The 16,709-nt window shown below is 39.1% G+C and carries 15 protein-coding genes; 10 read left to right on the top strand and 5 right to left on the bottom strand.

Annotation, left to right across the window (positions count from 1 at the left end; translation table 11 throughout):
- The first annotated feature begins 1 nt into the window (after window position 1).
- A complete protein-coding gene (glgP, locus tag FS802_RS24390; protein WP_098654827.1) occupies window positions 2-2,410 on the top strand; it encodes a glycogen phosphorylase in 2,409 nt (802 codons plus the stop codon).
- A gap of 157 nt (window positions 2,411-2,567) precedes the next feature.
- Here the strand turns inward: glgP and FS802_RS31780 are convergent, their stop codons facing one another.
- From FS802_RS31780 to FS802_RS24375, 3 genes are all read right to left on the bottom strand, one after another.
- Window positions 2,568-2,702: a hypothetical protein gene (locus FS802_RS31780; protein WP_000911073.1), complete on the bottom strand. Its 135-nt coding sequence runs from the start codon at window positions 2,700-2,702 to the stop codon at window positions 2,568-2,570.
- A gap of 76 nt (window positions 2,703-2,778) precedes the next feature.
- On the bottom strand, window positions 2,779-3,501 hold the full coding sequence (locus tag FS802_RS24380; RefSeq protein WP_001260115.1) for a lipase family protein: 723 nt from the start codon (window positions 3,499-3,501) through the stop codon (window positions 2,779-2,781).
- 173 nt (window positions 3,502-3,674) lie between these two features.
- On the bottom strand, window positions 3,675-4,457 hold the full coding sequence (locus tag FS802_RS24375; RefSeq protein ID WP_001147831.1) for a TIGR00266 family protein: 783 nt from the start codon (window positions 4,455-4,457) through the stop codon (window positions 3,675-3,677).
- Between the two features lie 321 nt (window positions 4,458-4,778).
- Between FS802_RS24375 and cspD the strand changes: the two genes are divergently transcribed.
- Window positions 4,779-4,979: a cold-shock protein CspD gene (gene cspD, locus FS802_RS24370; protein WP_001193051.1), complete on the top strand. Its 201-nt coding sequence runs from the start codon at window positions 4,779-4,781 to the stop codon at window positions 4,977-4,979.
- A 44-nt stretch (window positions 4,980-5,023) separates the two neighbouring features.
- Here cspD and FS802_RS24365 read toward each other — a convergent pair whose 3' ends face one another.
- Entirely contained in the window at window positions 5,024-5,755 is a 732-nt protein-coding gene (locus FS802_RS24365) for a yteA family sporulation protein (protein ID WP_144525524.1), read from the bottom strand.
- Window positions 5,756-5,903: 148 nt separating this feature from the next.
- Window positions 5,904-6,857, bottom strand: coding sequence for a 1,4-dihydroxy-2-naphthoate polyprenyltransferase (locus FS802_RS24360; RefSeq protein WP_000425755.1), 954 nt, complete (start codon window positions 6,855-6,857; stop codon window positions 5,904-5,906).
- 194 nt (window positions 6,858-7,051) lie between these two features.
- Here FS802_RS24360 and FS802_RS24355 point away from each other — a divergent pair, with 194 nt between their 5' ends.
- The 8 genes from FS802_RS24355 to FS802_RS24320 all read left to right on the top strand — a co-directional run bounded on the left by FS802_RS24355 (window position 7,052) and on the right by FS802_RS24320 (window position 16,632).
- Window positions 7,052-8,446 carry an isochorismate synthase gene (locus FS802_RS24355; RefSeq protein WP_144525522.1) on the top strand — a complete coding sequence of 465 codons (1,395 nt, stop codon included), beginning with the start codon at window positions 7,052-7,054 and terminating at the stop codon, window positions 8,444-8,446.
- A complete protein-coding gene (menD, locus tag FS802_RS24350; RefSeq protein ID WP_001059225.1) occupies window positions 8,443-10,197 on the top strand; it encodes a 2-succinyl-5-enolpyruvyl-6-hydroxy-3-cyclohexene-1-carboxylic-acid synthase in 1,755 nt (584 codons plus the stop codon). The genes FS802_RS24355 and menD overlap by 4 nt, the downstream gene beginning before the upstream one ends.
- A complete protein-coding gene (gene menH / locus FS802_RS24345) occupies window positions 10,194-11,006 on the top strand; it encodes a 2-succinyl-6-hydroxy-2,4-cyclohexadiene-1-carboxylate synthase (protein WP_098708244.1) in 813 nt (270 codons plus the stop codon). The genes menD and menH overlap by 4 nt, the downstream gene beginning before the upstream one ends.
- Before the next feature lie 68 nt (window positions 11,007-11,074).
- On the top strand, window positions 11,075-11,893 hold the full coding sequence (menB, locus tag FS802_RS24340) for a 1,4-dihydroxy-2-naphthoyl-CoA synthase (protein ID WP_000963888.1): 819 nt from the start codon (window positions 11,075-11,077) through the stop codon (window positions 11,891-11,893).
- Window positions 11,894-12,095: 202 nt separating this feature from the next.
- A complete protein-coding gene (locus tag FS802_RS24335) occupies window positions 12,096-13,541 on the top strand; it encodes an o-succinylbenzoate--CoA ligase (RefSeq protein WP_141546054.1) in 1,446 nt (481 codons plus the stop codon).
- On the top strand, window positions 13,542-14,648 hold the full coding sequence (gene menC / locus FS802_RS24330) for an o-succinylbenzoate synthase (protein WP_098654830.1): 1,107 nt from the start codon (window positions 13,542-13,544) through the stop codon (window positions 14,646-14,648).
- Window positions 14,649-14,843: 195 nt separating this feature from the next.
- Window positions 14,844-15,542 (top strand): response regulator transcription factor, encoded by a 699-nt coding sequence (locus FS802_RS24325; RefSeq protein WP_000790344.1) that lies wholly within the window; start codon window positions 14,844-14,846, stop codon window positions 15,540-15,542.
- Window positions 15,535-16,632: a HAMP domain-containing sensor histidine kinase gene (locus tag FS802_RS24320; protein WP_001085282.1), complete on the top strand. Its 1,098-nt coding sequence runs from the start codon at window positions 15,535-15,537 to the stop codon at window positions 16,630-16,632. Before FS802_RS24325 ends, FS802_RS24320 begins: the two co-directional genes overlap by 8 nt.
- The last annotated feature ends 77 nt before the right edge of the window (window positions 16,633-16,709 follow it).

The raw sequence follows: 16,709 nt of genomic DNA, 5'->3' as shown, positions 1-16,709 counted from the left end.
AATGTTTACTCATGTTGAAAGTTTCAAATCAGCTTTTCTAGAAAAGTTAGAGACGATGTATGGTAAAAGTTTTAAAGACTCTACAGCTCGTGATCAATACAATACGCTTGGGTACATGGTACGTGAGTATATGAATAGTCAATGGATTGCAACGAACGAAAGTTATCGGTCTGGAGAGCAAAAGCAAATGTATTACTTATCCATTGAGTTTTTACTTGGGCGTTTGCTTGGAAGTAACATATTAAATTTAGGCATCAGGGATGTATGTGAGCAAGGACTTTCTGAGCTTGGGATTTCTTTGCAACAGTTAGAAGAGGTGGAAGCAGATGCAGGTCTTGGAAATGGTGGACTTGGACGATTAGCAGCCTGTTTCCTTGATTCACTTGCATCTTTAAACTTACCAGGTCATGGCTGTGGAATTCGTTACAAACACGGCTTATTTGATCAAAAAATTGTTGATGGTTATCAAGTTGAATTTCCAGAACAGTGGCTTCTTCATGAAAACGTATGGGAAGTAAGAAGGCATGATCAAGCTGTAGAAGTAAGTTATTTCGGCAATGTTGAACCGCTATACATTGACGGGCGTTTAGAGTTTAGGCATACGAATGCAGAAGTGATTATGGCAGTACCATATGACGTTCCGGTAGTAGGTTATGAAACGAGTACTGTAAATACACTCAGACTTTGGAATGCTGAACCAGTTCCTTTCCCGCAAAATTGCAAAGATATTTTGAAATATAAGCGTGAAACAGAGGCGGTATCGGAGTTTTTATATCCAGATGATACGCATGATGAGGGGAAAATACTTCGTTTGAAACAACAGTATTTCCTCGTATCAGCAAGTTTGCAAAATATCGTTCGTATGCATAGAGAAAGATATGGTGACCTTCGTCAATTACATGAGAAAATTGCGATTCATATTAATGATACACATCCCGTTTTGGCGATTCCAGAACTGATGCGTATTTTATTAGATGAAGAAAAACTAGCATGGGAAGAAGCTTGGCACATAACAACGCAAACGATTTCTTATACGAATCATACGACGTTATCAGAAGCGCTTGAGAAGTGGCCAATTCACATTTTTAAACCGTTATTACCGAGAATTTATATGATTATTGAAGAGATTAATGAACGTTTCTGTCATGAACTTTGGGAACGTTATCCATATGAATGGCATCGTATTGAAGAGATGGCGATTATTGCGCATGATCTTGTGAAAATGGCTCATTTAGCAATTGTCGGTAGCCATAGCATAAATGGTGTAGCAAAAATTCATACGGAAATTTTAAAGCAACGTGAAATGCGATTGTTTTATGAGTTTTATCCAGATAAGTTTAATAATAAAACGAATGGAATCGCTCATAGACGTTGGTTAATGAAGGCGAATCCGCAGCTGACGAACCTTATTTCAGAGGCGATTGGAACAGAGTGGAAGAAAGAACCGATTAAGCTTCAAGCGCTGCAAACAGTTCAATACGATGCGAGTTTCCAAGAGAAATTTGCAGAGGTAAAACAAGAGCGTAAAGAGATTTTAGCGGAGCGTATTCATAATAAAATGGGGATTACAATTGATCCTAATTCTATTTTTGATGTGCAAGTAAAAAGACTACATGCTTACAAACGACAATTATTAAATGTCCTTCATATTTTATATTTGTATAACCGTTTGAAAGAGGATGCTAGTTTTACATTTTATCCGCGTACTTTTATCTTTGGAGCGAAAGCATCACCTGGCTATTACTATGCGAAAAAAATTATTAAATTAATCAATGAACTCGCAAGGAAAGTGAATAATGATCCGTACGTAAGCCAATATATGAAAGTTATCTTTCTAGAAAACTATCGAGTGTCTTTAGCGGAAGATATATTCCCAGCTGCGGATGTGAGTGAGCAAATTTCAACTGCGAGTAAAGAAGCATCAGGAACAGGGAATATGAAATTTATGATGAATGGTGCGATTACACTCGGAACGTTAGACGGAGCTAATGTTGAAATAAAAGACCGGGTCGGTGATGATAACTGTTTCATTTTTGGCTTAACAGCGGAAGAGGTTCTTCATTACTATCAAAATGGTGGATATCGTGCAAGTGATTATTATCACCACAATATGCATATTAAAAAAGTAGTAGATCAGTTAACGAGTGGTTTCTTTGCACATTCGGGAGCTGAATTTGAAGCGATTTATGATTCTCTCGTAATTCAAAATGATGAATACTTCGTTCTACGAGATTTTGGTCCATATGCGGAAAGGCAAGAAGCTGTTGGTAGAGCGTATGAGAACCGAACGAAGTGGTTAGAAATGTCGATTTTAAATATTGCACAGTCTGGTCATTTTGCGAGTGATCGAACGATTTTACAGTATAGTAATGAGATTTGGAGTATTGGTAATGCGGTTACACAGTATTAAGTGAAAGTCCCTTTTGAAGGGACTTTTACTCATGGAGACAAAGTGTAAAAATGAATTATACGTATAGGGATGCTAAAGTGTATTCACTTTTAAAAGAGGAATATAATCACTTAAAAAACCGAGCTTAATTTCATTAAGCTCGGTTTTCTTTTTTTGCTTAAGAAAGAAATGGGATAGCGGTATATATGATACCTGTTCCACCATATTCTCCCGTCGCAAAGTATGAAAATGTAAAGAAACCTGTAAACGTAAAAATTACAATGAGAAAAAGTGCAAAGATAAATTTTAGCATGTAAGGTCCCCTCATCCAAAAATAACTTCATATATTATTATAGTATAAGGATATAGGGTTTCCAATCATTACCTGGTTAAAAATGAGAAGTCAGACATGTTTTGTATGTTGTCATGGCATGATTATTTGTAATAGATTTTGTGTTTTTTGTAAATGTCATGTTGTGATGAACGTGTGCATATTCCCAGTCTTGGTCATTAAAATGGACATTGCGCGGAGGGAGAAGAGGAACGACATCAAATAGATTAACGAAGCGAAAGCTACTAGCTACTTGTAGTTTATAATAATTGCGAAATGCAATATCTCCGACTTTTGGAGAGGCAAATGTATAAAGACCGTACTGTGCAAAGGCAGTGTTTATACGCGCATCGAGTATATGTAGTGTGGCGAGCGCGCCGCCTAAGCTATGACCTGTTGCAAGAAGTTTTTTATGGGCTGGTAGTGATACGAGCATATCCATAATAGAATCTCGGCAAGATTCATAAATGGAAAGAAAGCCGTTATGGACATTTCCGCTGTTTAAAGCATATGGATATGGTTTTTGGTTAACGAGTGAATCGATAATCCAGTCTGTATCTGTTTGTGTCCCGCGAAAAGCTACAATAATTGTATCCTCAGATTCTAGTATGAATCCGAACCAATCTGTCATGTGAATGGTTTTTCCTTGAAAGCCTTGTACATATTGAAAACCATCCGGTATTTCGAAAATCCCATTTTGTTTATATTGTTCATACGTTAACTCACAACAAGAAGCTAACAATATGGCAGTATCTTTATCGAAGGATAAAGGAGTACGCATTAAGGAAGCCCTCCTTAAGAAAAGGTATAGTTCAATATATGCAGTGAGGGACTTGATTCATTCTTTTGGAGGGGGCAAATAGTTTGTATTGCGTATATAAATTAGTGGATGAAATTATAGCGACTTATGGACGAATCATGCCAAAATAAAACAGCACCCCATAAGGGCACTGTTTACTCTTTTCCATCTAATAAACGTCCAAGTCCGCCTAAAACGCTGCCTTCACCGCTGTTTTGAGCTGCTGGGCTTGTAAGGCGTGCTGCTAAACGGCTAAGTGTTAAGGACTGAATCCAAACCGTTCCAGGACCTTCTAACGTTGCGAAGAATAAACCTTCACCGCCAAATAGAGCTGTTTTTACTTTTCCAACGAATTGAATATCGTAGTTAACGTCTTTTGTCATGGCAACGAGACAACCTGTATCGATGCGAAGTCTTTCGCCAGGTTTTAATTCACGCTTATATACAGTTCCTCCTGCATGCATGAAAGCGAGTCCATCACCTTCAAGTTTCTGCATGATGAAACCTTCACCACCGAAGAAACCAGTTCCAATTTTTTTCGTAAACTCAATTCCGATAGAAACACCCTTTGCTGCACAAAGAAACGCGTCTTTTTGACAAACGACTTTCCCTTGATATTGTGTTAAATCAACAGGGATGATTTTTCCTGGATAAGGAGCGGCGAATGATACGTGGCGCTTGCCATGACCTGTATTTGTAAAGACAGTCATAAACATACTTTCACCTGTAACAAGACGCTTACCAGCGCCCATTAATTTACCGAATAGCCCACTAGATGGACCAGAACCATCACCGAAAATGGTTTCCATTTCGATATGATCTTCCATCATCATCATTGCGCCAGCTTCTGCAATAACGCTTTCTTCTGGATCTAATTCAATTTCAACAAACTGCATATCATCGCCATATAATTTATACTCGATTTCATGTGCTTGCATTTTTTCACCTCATCATATGTAGTAATTATATTGTACAAAAATCAAAGGAATTAGAATACTGTAGATTTGTTAATTTTTGAATAAAAATAGAATGAAAATTTAAGGTTATACTAGGATTATAAAAAACGATGGTTTGAAAGTGTTCTCATTTGACGTTTTTGACATAGCATGATATAGTGAAAACACTATTGAGCTACATAATGTGGTACGGAAATAAAGCACGTTGTATTAAAGGCTGTAAGCTTGTTATACATTCATGTCCTTTATATCCACCTTTTCATGTGGATTCATAGTTTCATTTTTATTTAGGAGGTACATGACATGCAAACAGGTAAAGTTAAATGGTTTAACGGCGAAAAAGGTTTTGGCTTCATCGAAGTTGAAGGCGGAGAAGACGTATTCGTACATTTCTCAGCTATCCAAGGCGACGGCTTCAAAACTTTAGAAGAAGGTCAAGAAGTTTCTTTCGAAATCGTTGATGGAAACCGCGGACCACAAGCAGCTAACGTTACAAAAAACTAATTAGCTAGCGATAAAAAGCATTCCGAATTTCGGAATGCTTTTTTTTATTCTTTGGAACTTGACTCATTTGAAGATAGTTCGCCTTTGAAAGTACGCTCTTCAAAGTCATCGAGCATTTGTTCATATTCTTCATGCTCCTCTGTAGCGAAAACTTGTGGGTTTTTGCCATACATATCCGTACCAATAAAGTTTTCAAAATCCTCAACGAAGCCTACATTCTCTTCACTATTTACGTACATGCCATTATAGTTTTTGGAATCTTGTCTTTCTAAATCAGATGGAGTTTCAGACGTTCCGTAATTTGCGACGTCTTGCCATGCATCTTCAGCATCGTACTCTACAGAATGACCTTCATCGTGCTTATGAAACGAAGGAGCCAACACCTCTTCTTCAACTGGTCGCGTGTTCATATCCAATTTATTTGTAGTGTGCTGTATACACGTTGTAGCAGTCGGCATTGCTTCTAATCTTTCGAACGGAATTTCCTCACCAGACACTTCGCAAATACCGTACGTACCAGCCTCAATTTTTTGCAGGGCATGTTTCGTATCTTCTAGTTGTTTATGCCAAAATTCGATGAGTCCGAAATCTTTCTCACGTTCGTACAATTCTGTAGCCATATCACCTGGATGGTTGTCATAGCTAGACAATTCTCCCACTGAATCACGTTCAGAAGCACGATCTGTATTCTCATGAGTTTGTATTGTTTGTTCAACTTCTTGCTGTTGTTTTTCTAAAATAGATTTAAATTGATTTATTTGTTGTGGAGTTAACATAGTCGTCCACCTTCCTACAATTCAGTTTCTTTACATAGTATGAGCGTTGGAGGTGGGAATTATGAGCTGAAATTGGTATATGAAAAAGGAGCCACGTCAGCAGCTCCTTTTTATCCCGCATTAACGGGCAGTTGATTAAAGTTTCACTTTATAGGAAATATCCAAGCAATAATCCGATTCCCATGAGGAGACCGAAGATTGTATTTGTTTTTGCTGTTGCAATCATCGCAGGTACCATTTCCATTGGAATACTTTTACCGATAAAGCCTTTCGTCGCTTTCAATGCTTTCGGTGCACTTAAAAATACGATAAGCATCCATGGTGATACGATGTTCACGATAATTAGAGCGATTGTCCAAATATAAGAAACGATGAACATAGAAGCGAGTACACCAACGGCTCTTTCACGTCCGACGAGAATTGCTAACGTTTTACGACCGTTTTCTTTATCGCCATCTAAGTCACGAATGTTATTAGCTAATAATATGGCACCAATTAAAATGGAGCTTGGAATAGATAATAAAATGACTTCTGATGTTACCGTTCCAGTTTGAATAAAGAATGAAATCCCAATAATAATGACACCCATAAATAATCCGGCTGTTAACTCTCCAAATGGTGTATAGGCAATTGGAAGTGGGCCACCTGTATAAAGGTAGGCAACGGCCATACAAACAAGACCGATTGCAGCAAGCCACCAGCTAGAATTCATACAAATATACACACCTAATAGTATTGCGATCCCGAAAAATCCAAATGCTAAGTTAAGCACTGTTTTCGGCTGAATGCCATCGCGAACGATAGCGCCGCCGATACCAACTGACCCTTCGTGATCGAGTCCTCTTTTATAATCAAAGTATTCATTAAACATGTTTGTTGCTGCTTGAATGAGAAGACAAGCGAGAAGCATCATAAGGAAAAGAGGGAGATGTATTTGATTTATACCTCCGACCTGCATCGCATAGGCTGTTCCGATGAAAACAGGAACGAAAGCTGCTGTTAATGTATGGGGACGTAGTAAACTCCACCAAATGCGCCAGCCGGTTTGCTTACTTGGCTTTGGCGCCGTAGGAGAGGAATTCGTTTCGACGTTCATTTCCATGTTGAATCCTCCTTTGGTCACATATTGTACACAACTAAGTGTAGAAAAAGCATCATTTAGTGTCAACGTTTATTTTCTAGGAAGAGAAGGTGAATTTCTCAGAAATGCTAAACGTTGACAGGCCTTTCGTTTGAGGTGTATCTTAAAATCAAGCGTAATTATGACTATTTTTCGCCCATAGGGGGGAGACAATTGTGATTCAAACGAAACAAATAGGCTTGCAAGAAGTTCTTAGTGCAGCCATTAAGCGTGCAACTGATGAAAAAATATTGGTTAGCTTCGTAAAACAAATAGACTGGATAGATCCGCTTCTGTTTTATGCAGCAGGAAAAAGGATCTCATTCGAAAATAGATGTTATTTTGCAGACCCAGCTCAGCATGTAATATTTGCTGGAATTGGCTCTGTTTTCACTATAGCAACTTCTTCTCACAAACGCTTTCAAACGGCTCGTGACGAGTGGGATAAAGTAAAAGAGAAAGCATTTGTACAAAGAGGAAGATACGAATTTGGAACAGGTCCTCTTTTATTTGGTGGATTTTCATTTGACCAAGAAAAAGAGAAAACCGACTTATGGAAAGAATTTGATGATACGACATTTTCACTACCAGCATTTTTATTAACTGTAAAAAATGAAAACGCATGGTTAACAATGAATACATTCGTTTCAGCAACTGATTGTGCAGAAACTCTTTATAACGAAATTGTTTCTTTAGAAGAGAAAATTTTTGGGGAGAGTAAATGTGCACTAGAAGGATCGAAATTAACAGTTACTTCTAAAGTAGAAGTAGATCCGAAAGGCTGGATGAAGGCCATTGAGACAGTGCAAGATGAGATGAAGCAGGGGAACGTGCAGAAGGTTGTATTAGCGAGGGAGCTAAAAGTAGAAATGGATCATCATATTGATTCTGCTCTTGTTTTAGAAGCGCTTCGCATTGGGCAACCGGATTGTTACGTATTTTCTTTTGATTATAAAGGAGCATGTTTCTTAGGAGCGACGCCAGAGAGATTAATTCGCAAAGAAGATGAGAGGTTTACTTCGATGTGTCTTGCTGGTTCAACTGGTCATGGTCAATCTATAGAAGAAAGTAAACGAAATAGTAATGCGCTTCTTCATGATGAAAAGAATTTAGCTGAACACGGTTATGTTGTGAACATGATTCGAGGAGTACTCAATGAGCACTGCGAATCCGTTAATATTCCGGAAAGACCGGGCTTATTAACAACGAAAAACTTAATTCATTTATATACGCCTGTAGAGGCAAAAGGCGATGCGAGTCTTTTAACAATGGTAGAAGAATTACACCCAACACCAGCTCTTGGCGGGACACCTCGTTTGGAAGCGATGAAACTGATTCGTGATGTTGAATTGTTAGACAGAGGGTTATATGGTGCACCGATTGGCTGGATAGATGATGAAGGAAATGGTGAATTTGCGGTTGCACTTCGCTGCGGATTATTAAATGGTGCGAAAGCATCCTTATTTGCCGGGTGCGGGATTGTAATTGATTCAGTACCGCAACTTGAATATGAAGAAACAAGCTTGAAGTTTAGACCGATGCTTGGTGCTTTGGAGGAATTAATGAAATGAACAATCATATAGAAGCATTATCATATTATTTAGGCGCGTTCGTGGATGAACTGACGCGTCTAAATGTATGTGATGTTGTCATTAGTCCAGGCTCACGGTCAACACCGATTGCTCTACTAATGGAACAACATGAAGGAATGAACACATATTTACATGTAGATGAAAGATCAGCAGGATTTTTTGCGCTCGGCATTGCAAAAGCGAAAAAACGTCCTGTTGCATTATTATGTACGTCAGGAACGGCAGCAGCGAACTACTATCCAGCTGTATGTGAAGCTTTTCATTCACGAGTGCCGCTTATCGTCTTAACGGCAGATAGACCGCATGAATTAAGAGATGTTGGTGCACCACAAGCGATGAATCAATTCAATTTATACGGTACATTTGTGAAGCAATTTACAGAGATGGCACTTCCAGAAGCGAGTGAAGCGATGTATCATTATGCTCGCATGACGACGCAGCGCACGATAGCAAGCGCACTTCTAGCGCCGCAAGGACCTGTTCATCTTAATTTTCCAGTTCGCGAGCCGCTTATCCCAGATTTCTCATTAGAAAGTTTATGGGATCAAGGACGCGGGGAATATACAGGAGTAGTTCAGCAAGGGAACGTGATGATGCCGAGTGAATATGTAGATTCTCTTGTAGGGCGCCTTTCACATATGGAAAAGGGGCTTATTATTTGTGGAGATGATAGTCATTCAGAAATCGCAGCGTTTGCGGCAGAACTAGCTGAAAAAACGGGATATCCAATATTAGCGGATCCACTTTCTAACATTCGTAGCGGACATCACGATAAAACGATGGTAATTGACTGTTACGATACATTTTTACGAAATGAATTGTTAAAAGAAACGTGGAAGCCAGAAGTTATGATTCGCTTTGGTGGTATGCCTGTTTCTAAAGCATTAACGCAGTTCATTAAAAAACAGACGAAAGCTGTTCATATCGTTGTTGAAGAATCTGGCCAATGGAGAGACCCAGCTCTCGTTGCGACAGAAGTTGTACAGGCAAGTGATATTGCATTTTGCAGGGCACTAATAGAAAAAATACCAGCTATGAAAAAGAATGATTGGTTCGGAATGTGGCAACATATAAACGAAAAAACGAAGGAAACGCTTCGTGAAATGGAAACATATGAAACTGCATTTGAAGGGAAAGTTATTACGGATATCGTCCGCGTACTACCAGAAGGGGCAACATTATTTGCGAGTAATAGTATGCCAATTCGTGATACAGATTCATTCTTCTTCACATCGGATAAAAATATTCAAGTGATGGCAAACCGTGGTGTAAACGGGATTGATGGAATCATTTCGACAGCTTTAGGAGCGAGCATTATTTGCGATCCGCTCGTATTAGTTATTGGTGATTTATCATTTTATCACGATTTAAACGGATTATTAGCCGCAAAATTACATGAATTAAATATAACGATTGTCGTTGTAAACAATGATGGTGGCGGTATTTTCTCATTCTTACCACAATATGAGAAAAAGGAACATTTCGAATCATTATTTGGAACGCCAATTGGACTTGATTACGAGCATGTTGTCAAAATGTACGGCGGTTCATTTAGTCGTGTAAATGGTTGGGAGCAATTTCGAGAAGAGGTACAAAAGGGAACGACGACGGAAGGTTTACACGTTGTAGAAATTTGTACGAACCGTGATGAAAACTTAATATTGCACCGTAAATTGTGGGCGAAAACGCAGGACGTAATTACTGCATCGTTGCAAGGTGAATCAAAATGAACGTAACGCTGCAAGGTGTATCGTATGAATATGAAGTAGTCGGAAGCGGGCAACCACTTCTACTTCTTCATGGTTTTACGGGAAGCATGGAAACGTGGCGTTCCTTCGTTCCTTCTTGGAGCGAGCAGTTTCAAGTCATTTTAGTAGACATTGTGGGGCACGGAAAAACGGAAAGTCCTGAAGATGTGACTCATTATGATATTCGAAATGCGGCGCTACAAATGAAAGAACTACTAGATTATCTTCATATTGAAAAAGCACACATACTTGGCTATTCAATGGGCGGTAGACTGGCGATTACGATGGCGTGCCTATATCCAGAGTATGTACATTCTCTTTTATTAGAAAATTGTACAGCTGGGCTTGAAAGTGAAGAGGCTAGAAAAGAACGCTGTGAAAAAGATGAGAGACTTGCCAATAAAATTGAGCGAGAAGGCATCAATAGTTTTGTAACGATGTGGGAAAATATTCCGCTGTTTGAAACGCAAAAATGTTTAGCGCAAAACGTACAAGAAGCAGTGCGAAAAGAACGACTTGCTAACAATCAAAAAGGACTTGCAAATAGCTTGCGCGGCATGGGAACAGGGGCTCAGCCTTCATGGTGGAACGAGCTGCAAAATTTAAAAATACCTGTTCTTTTAATGAACGGGGAGTATGATGAAAAGTTCTTTCGCATATTAAAAAACATCGAAAAATGCGTATCTGACGCGAAATTTGTCAAAATTGATGGTGCTGGCCATGCAATTCATGTGGAACAACCGGAAAAGTTTGATACAATAGTAAAGGGATTTCTAAAAACTATGCAGTGATGCTTTTTCATCTAAGAAGGAAGCTACACTTATAGAGGAGATCAAAAATATACAAGGAGGTAGTTGTAATGGCTATTGAATGGGTAAAAGAAGGCAATTACGAAGATATTATTTATTCAACATACAATGGTATCGCAAAGATTTCGATTAACCGTCCTGAAGTACATAACGCATTCCGTCCTAAAACGGTAATGGAGTTAATCAACGCTTTTGCACACGCTCGTGATGATGCAAATGTTGGCGTTATCATTTTAACAGGTGAAGGTGGACGTGCATTCTGTTCTGGCGGCGACCAAAAAGTTCGCGGTCATGGTGGATATGTAGGTGACGACCAAATCCCTCGTTTAAACGTATTAGACTTACAACGTCTAATTCGCGCAATTCCTAAACCAGTTATTGCAATGGTAGCAGGTTATGCAATCGGTGGTGGACACGTACTTCATATCGTATGTGACTTAACAATCGCTGCAGACAACGCTGTATTCGGACAAACAGGTCCTAAAGTAGGAAGCTTTGACGGTGGATACGGAGCTGGTTACTTAGCTCGTATGGTAGGCCATAAGAAAGCTCGCGAAATTTGGTACCTATGCCGTCAATACAGCGCACAAGAAGCGCTTGATATGGGCTTAGTAAACACAGTAGTACCATTAGAAGAGCTTGAAGCAGAAACAGTACAATGGGCACAAGAAATTTTAGCAAACAGCCCAATGGCACTTCGTTTCCTAAAAGCTGCATTCAACGCAGACACAGACGGTCTAGCTGGTATTCAACAACTAGCTGGAGATGCAACGTTATTGTACTACACAACTGACGAAGCAAAAGAAGGTCGCGACGCGTTTAAAGAAAAACGCAGTCCGGACTTCGGTCAATTCCCTCGTTTCCCGTGATCAAACCAAAAGCGGAGCCGACTGTTTAGCCTCGTAGGCTAAGGTTCTTTCGCACAGAAAGTGTTTTTTACTTTCTCGTGCGGAAGGTTCTTAGACGGAAAGGGCTAGGAGGCGCAGCTAGATGAGATTAAACCGGAAACAAAACAACTAAGAGACTTGATGTCATATCAAGTCTCTTTCTTTCATGAAAGGAGAATGAATGATGACGACGATGCCGAATTGGTTAAAGCAACGTGCATTTTTAACACCAGATCGCACTGCAATTGAAATTGAGGAAGAGAAAGTTACTTTTATGCAGCTGCATGAAAAAGTAGTATCTGTTTGTGAACACCTCACGCATGTAGGAGTGAAGCGTGGGCAAAAGGTGGCTGTTCTGATGAAAAATGGTATGGAGATGATTACAGTTATTCACGCCCTATCTTACGTAGGTGCAGTAGCTGTGCTTTTAAATACGCGTCTTTCAAGAGAAGAGCTACTTTGGCAAATGGATGATGCTGAAGTTGTATGCTTAGTGACGGATCAAGATTTCGAGGCTAAAGATGTTCCTGTATATTCGTTCGCCGAAGTGATGAATGGGCCAAAGGCGGAAGCATTTATACAAGAAGAATTCTCTTTAGAAGAAGCGATGACAATTATTTATACGTCTGGGACGACAGGGAAACCGAAAGGCGTTATTTTAACGTACGGCAATCATTGGGCGAGCGCAGTTGGTTCTTCGTTTAATTTAGGACTTCGTGATGATGATTGCTGGTTAGCTTGTATGCCAATGTTCCACGTTGGCGGGTTATCTCTTCTAATGAAAAATATTATGTACGGCATGCGCATTTTACTCGTTCCGAAATACGATGCTGATTTTATTCATAAATCACTTCAAACGAGAGGTGTTACGATTATTTCTGTCGTTTCAAAAATGTTAACTGATTTATTAGAGAGACTTGGAGAAGAGACATATCCATCTTCTTTACGATGCATGTTACTTGGCGGGGGACCAGCGCCGAAACCGTTACTCGAAACATGTGTAGAAAAAGGAATTCCTGTGTATCAAACGTACGGTATGACAGAAACGTCGTCGCAAATTTGTACGTTATCCGCAGATTACATGTTAACGAAAGTAGGATCTGCCGGGAAACCACTATTTCAGTGCCAACTTCGTATTGAAAAAGATGGCGTAGTAGTGCCGCCATTTGCGGAAGGCGAGATCGTAGTAAAAGGACCAAACGTAACAGGCGGTTATTTTAACCGTGAAGATGCGACGCGCGAAACGATTCAAAACGGCTGGCTTCATACTGGTGACCTCGGTTATTTAGACGAAGAAGGATTTTTATACGTACTAGATCGCCGCAGTGATTTAATCATTTCTGGCGGAGAGAATATATATCCGGCTCAAATTGAAGAAGTGTTGCTTTCTCATCCGATGGTAGCGGAAGCAGGTGTTGTCGGTATGACTGACGATAAATGGGGACAAGTACCAGCTGCTTTTGTTGTAAAAAGTGGAGAGGTAACAGAAGAAGAAATCCTTCATTTTTGCGAGGAGAAATTAGCGAAATATAAAGTGCCGAAGAAAGCGTGTTTCTTAGAGGAATTACCACGAAATGCTTCGAAAAAATTGTTAAGACGAGAGTTAAGACAATTAGTGGAGGAGATGTAAGTGGAAATAAAAAAAGCTACACTTTATATAACGGAAATGCCACTCGTAATCCCGTTTGCTGCGAGCTACGGGACTTACGAAAAGCGTGAGAGTATCGTCATTGAATTAGAAGATACGGACGGATACATTGGATTTGGTGAAGTCGTTGCATTCTCTGAGCCGTGGTATACAGAAGAAACAGTAAAGACAGCGCTACATGTACTTCAAGATTTTTTATTACCTGATTTATTGAAAGCTGAAATTTCTCATCCGAATGAAATACCTGGTTTGTTCCAGCATATAAAGAGAAACAGAATGGCAAAGGCCGGAATTGAAGGGGCTGTTTGGGATTTATATGCAAAGCGTCAAAAGAAGTCATTAGCGACATTACTTGGCGGAACTAGGACTGAAATTGAAGTAGGCGTTGTGATTGGTATCAATACAATTCCGGTTATGTTAAAACAAATCGAGAAGTATGTAGAGGAAGGATACGAGCGTTTTAAAGTGAAAATAAAGCCAGAGCATGATTACGAATTATTGAAAGAAATTCGTAAAGAATTCCCGCATATCCCGTTAATGGCTGATGCAAATTCAGCTTATACATTAGCGGATACGGAGAAGCTGAAACGACTAGATGATTTTCAATTGATGATGATTGAACAACCGCTAGCGGACTACGATTTTCTTGATCATGCAGAGCTGCAAAAGAAAATAGAAACGCCAATTTGTTTAGACGAAAGCATCCATAGTTTAGAAGACACGCGCGTTGCGATTACGCTTGGTAGTTGCCGCATCGTTAATATTAAACCAGGGCGAGTGGGTGGATTAACAGAATCCATTCAAATTCATGATTACTGCATGGAGCATACCATACCAGTTTGGTGCGGTGGTATGGTAGAGATGGGGATTTCACGAGCACAAAATGTTGCGCTTGCTTCATTGCCGAATTTTACGATTCCAGGTGATATATCTGCCTCTAGCCGACATTGGGAGAAGGATATTATTTCGCCGGAAGTGATGCTTGAGGGCGGAAAGGTGATTGTACCGCAAAGTGTTGACACTGAGTATGAAGTAAATCGAGGAAGGCTGGCGCAAATCACGAAGCAGCGGATAGTTTTGGAGCGGTGAATTTAATCAGGATGCCCGCAAATAACGGTAGGATTTTGTTGTTAATGGTCGGTAAGTCGATATATTTCAATAATCGCTGATATAATTTTATTTATTAAGGTTACTCCCGCGAGTAACCTTTTCGTATTGTACAAATTGGATAGACTAGTTTACAATCGATCGTATAAAAAGGGAACGAGAAACAGGGGGAGTAAAATGAAGAACATTTCAATTTTAATAGCGGATGATGAGGCAGAAATTGCTGATTTAATTGAGATACATTTAGAAAAAGAAGGTTACCACGTCGTGAAGGCAGCTGATGGAGAAGAGGCAATTCATGTTATTAAAACGCAGCCAATCGACTTAGTGGTTTTAGATATTATGATGCCAAAAATGGATGGTTATGAAGTGACGCGCCAAATTCGCGCGAAGCATCATATGCCAATCATTTTCTTAAGTGCGAAAACGTCTGATTTTGATAAGGTGACAGGTTTAGTATTAGGTGCAGATGATTATATGACGAAACCTTTTACACCGATTGAATTAGTTGCACGTGTAAATGCACAATTACGCCGATTTCTTACGTTAAATCAGCCGAAAGTAGCGGAGAATAAATCTGCTTTAGAGGTAGGCGGAGTTGTTATTGATCCTGAGCGAAGAACAGTAAATGTGTACGGAGAACAAGTTGAATTAACACCGAAAGAGTTTGATATTTTATATTTATTAGCGAGCCATCCGAAGAAAGTGTACAATGTGGAAAATATTTTTCAGCAAGTATGGGCTGAAGGTTATTATGAAAGTGGAAATACAGTTATGGTACATATTCGTACACTGCGGAAAAAACTTGGAGAAGATAAAAGAAAGAATAAGTTAATAAAAACAGTGTGGGGAGTAGGGTATACTTTCAATGGCTAAAAAGATGAGAAGCTTTCGCTCGAAGATGGTTATGCTATTTGCGTTAAGTATGATATTAGCTGGTGGGGTAACGTATATCATTTATGAAGGCTTACGGATCTACTATAAATTAGTCGTTCGTTTTGAAGATCCATTAGCCCAATTCCGTTCAATGGTAAGACAAATTGGGGATGTTAATTTCTTTTTAATTATTTTTATCCCTCTGTCTATTATGTTTTTCTTCTTCCTTACTAGGCCTTATGTAAAATATTTTGATGAGATTTCAAATGGGATTCACCATTTGGCGAACGGAGATTTTACAAATGAAGTGCACGTTTCATCAAATGATGAGTTTGGATATATCGCACGTGAAATAAATGTAGCGAGTGAAAAATTAAAGGAAGCAGTGGAACGAGGAGACTTTGCGGAAAGTAGTAAAGACCAGCTTATTGTTAACTTAGCTCACGATTTAAGAACGCCGTTAACATCTGTTTTAGGTTATTTAGATTTAATTCTTAAAGATGAAAATTTGACGAAAGAACAAATTAAACATTTTTCCACAATCGCTTTTACGAAATCCGAAAGGCTGGAAAGTTTAATTGATGAATTATTTGAAATTACGAGAATGAATTATGGGATGTTGCAGCTGGACAAAAGACCAATTGATATAAGTGAATTGCTTATACAGTTAGAGGAAGAATTGTATCCGTTATTAGAGAAAAAGGGTTTAGAAGCGAGATTGAACATGGATTCTTATTTACCTATTAGCGGTGATGGAAAATTATTAGCGAGGGTATTTGAAAATCTTTTAACGAACGCGATTCGTTACGGGTATGATGGAAAGTTTGTCGATGTGAACGCATATATTGAGAGTGAAGAGGTAGTCGTACAAATTATTAATTACGGAGATAGCATTCCGGAAGAAGATTTACCGTATCTTTTTGATATGTTTTATACAGGTGATAAAGCAAGGTCAGAGCAACAAGGTAGTACAGGCCTTGGTTTATTTATCGCGAAAAATATTGTTGAACAGCATGATGGGAAGATTTCTGCTGAAAGTAATGTAATTAGAACGATATTTGAAGTAAGATTACCAAAAGAAGAAAGCTAAGCAATTTAATAAAAATTTAAACTTTACCCCACTTTTTATTTTAATAGTTTTTTCTATTCTATACGTAAGTCACGTTA

It is taken from the genome of Bacillus sp. DE0042, assembly GCF_007680225.1.
In the GTDB taxonomy this organism is placed as follows: Bacteria; Bacillota; Bacilli; order Bacillales; family Bacillaceae_G; genus Bacillus_A; species Bacillus_A wiedmannii.
The sequence above is the reverse complement of the archived record's forward strand: the minus strand, read 5'-3'. Positions and strand labels throughout refer to the sequence as shown.

What these genes read in the sequence shown, in the direction of transcription:
- glgP (WP_098654827.1), top strand. Translation starts at nt 2, where the DNA reads ATGTTTACTCATGTTGAAAGTTTCAAATCAGCTTTTCTAGAAAAGTTA.
- FS802_RS31780 (WP_000911073.1), bottom strand. Translation starts at nt 2,702, where the DNA reads ATGCTAAAATTTATCTTTGCACTTTTTCTCATTGTAATTTTTACGTTT.
- FS802_RS24380 (WP_001260115.1), bottom strand. Translation starts at nt 3,501, where the DNA reads ATGCGTACTCCTTTATCCTTCGATAAAGATACTGCCATATTGTTAGCT.
- FS802_RS24375 (WP_001147831.1), bottom strand. Translation starts at nt 4,457, where the DNA reads ATGCAAGCACATGAAATCGAGTATAAATTATATGGCGATGATATGCAG.
- cspD (WP_001193051.1), top strand. Translation starts at nt 4,779, where the DNA reads ATGCAAACAGGTAAAGTTAAATGGTTTAACGGCGAAAAAGGTTTTGGC.
- FS802_RS24365 (WP_144525524.1), bottom strand. Translation starts at nt 5,755, where the DNA reads ATGTTAACTCCACAACAAATAAATCAATTTAAATCTATTTTAGAAAAA.
- FS802_RS24360 (WP_000425755.1), bottom strand. Translation starts at nt 6,857, where the DNA reads ATGGAAATGAACGTCGAAACGAATTCCTCTCCTACGGCGCCAAAGCCA.
- menD (WP_001059225.1), top strand. Translation starts at nt 8,443, where the DNA reads ATGAACAATCATATAGAAGCATTATCATATTATTTAGGCGCGTTCGTG.
- menH (WP_098708244.1), top strand. Translation starts at nt 10,194, where the DNA reads ATGAACGTAACGCTGCAAGGTGTATCGTATGAATATGAAGTAGTCGGA.
- menB (WP_000963888.1), top strand. Translation starts at nt 11,075, where the DNA reads ATGGCTATTGAATGGGTAAAAGAAGGCAATTACGAAGATATTATTTAT.
- FS802_RS24335 (WP_141546054.1), top strand. Translation starts at nt 12,096, where the DNA reads ATGACGACGATGCCGAATTGGTTAAAGCAACGTGCATTTTTAACACCA.
- FS802_RS24325 (WP_000790344.1), top strand. Translation starts at nt 14,844, where the DNA reads ATGAAGAACATTTCAATTTTAATAGCGGATGATGAGGCAGAAATTGCT.
- FS802_RS24320 (WP_001085282.1), top strand. Translation starts at nt 15,535, where the DNA reads ATGGCTAAAAAGATGAGAAGCTTTCGCTCGAAGATGGTTATGCTATTT.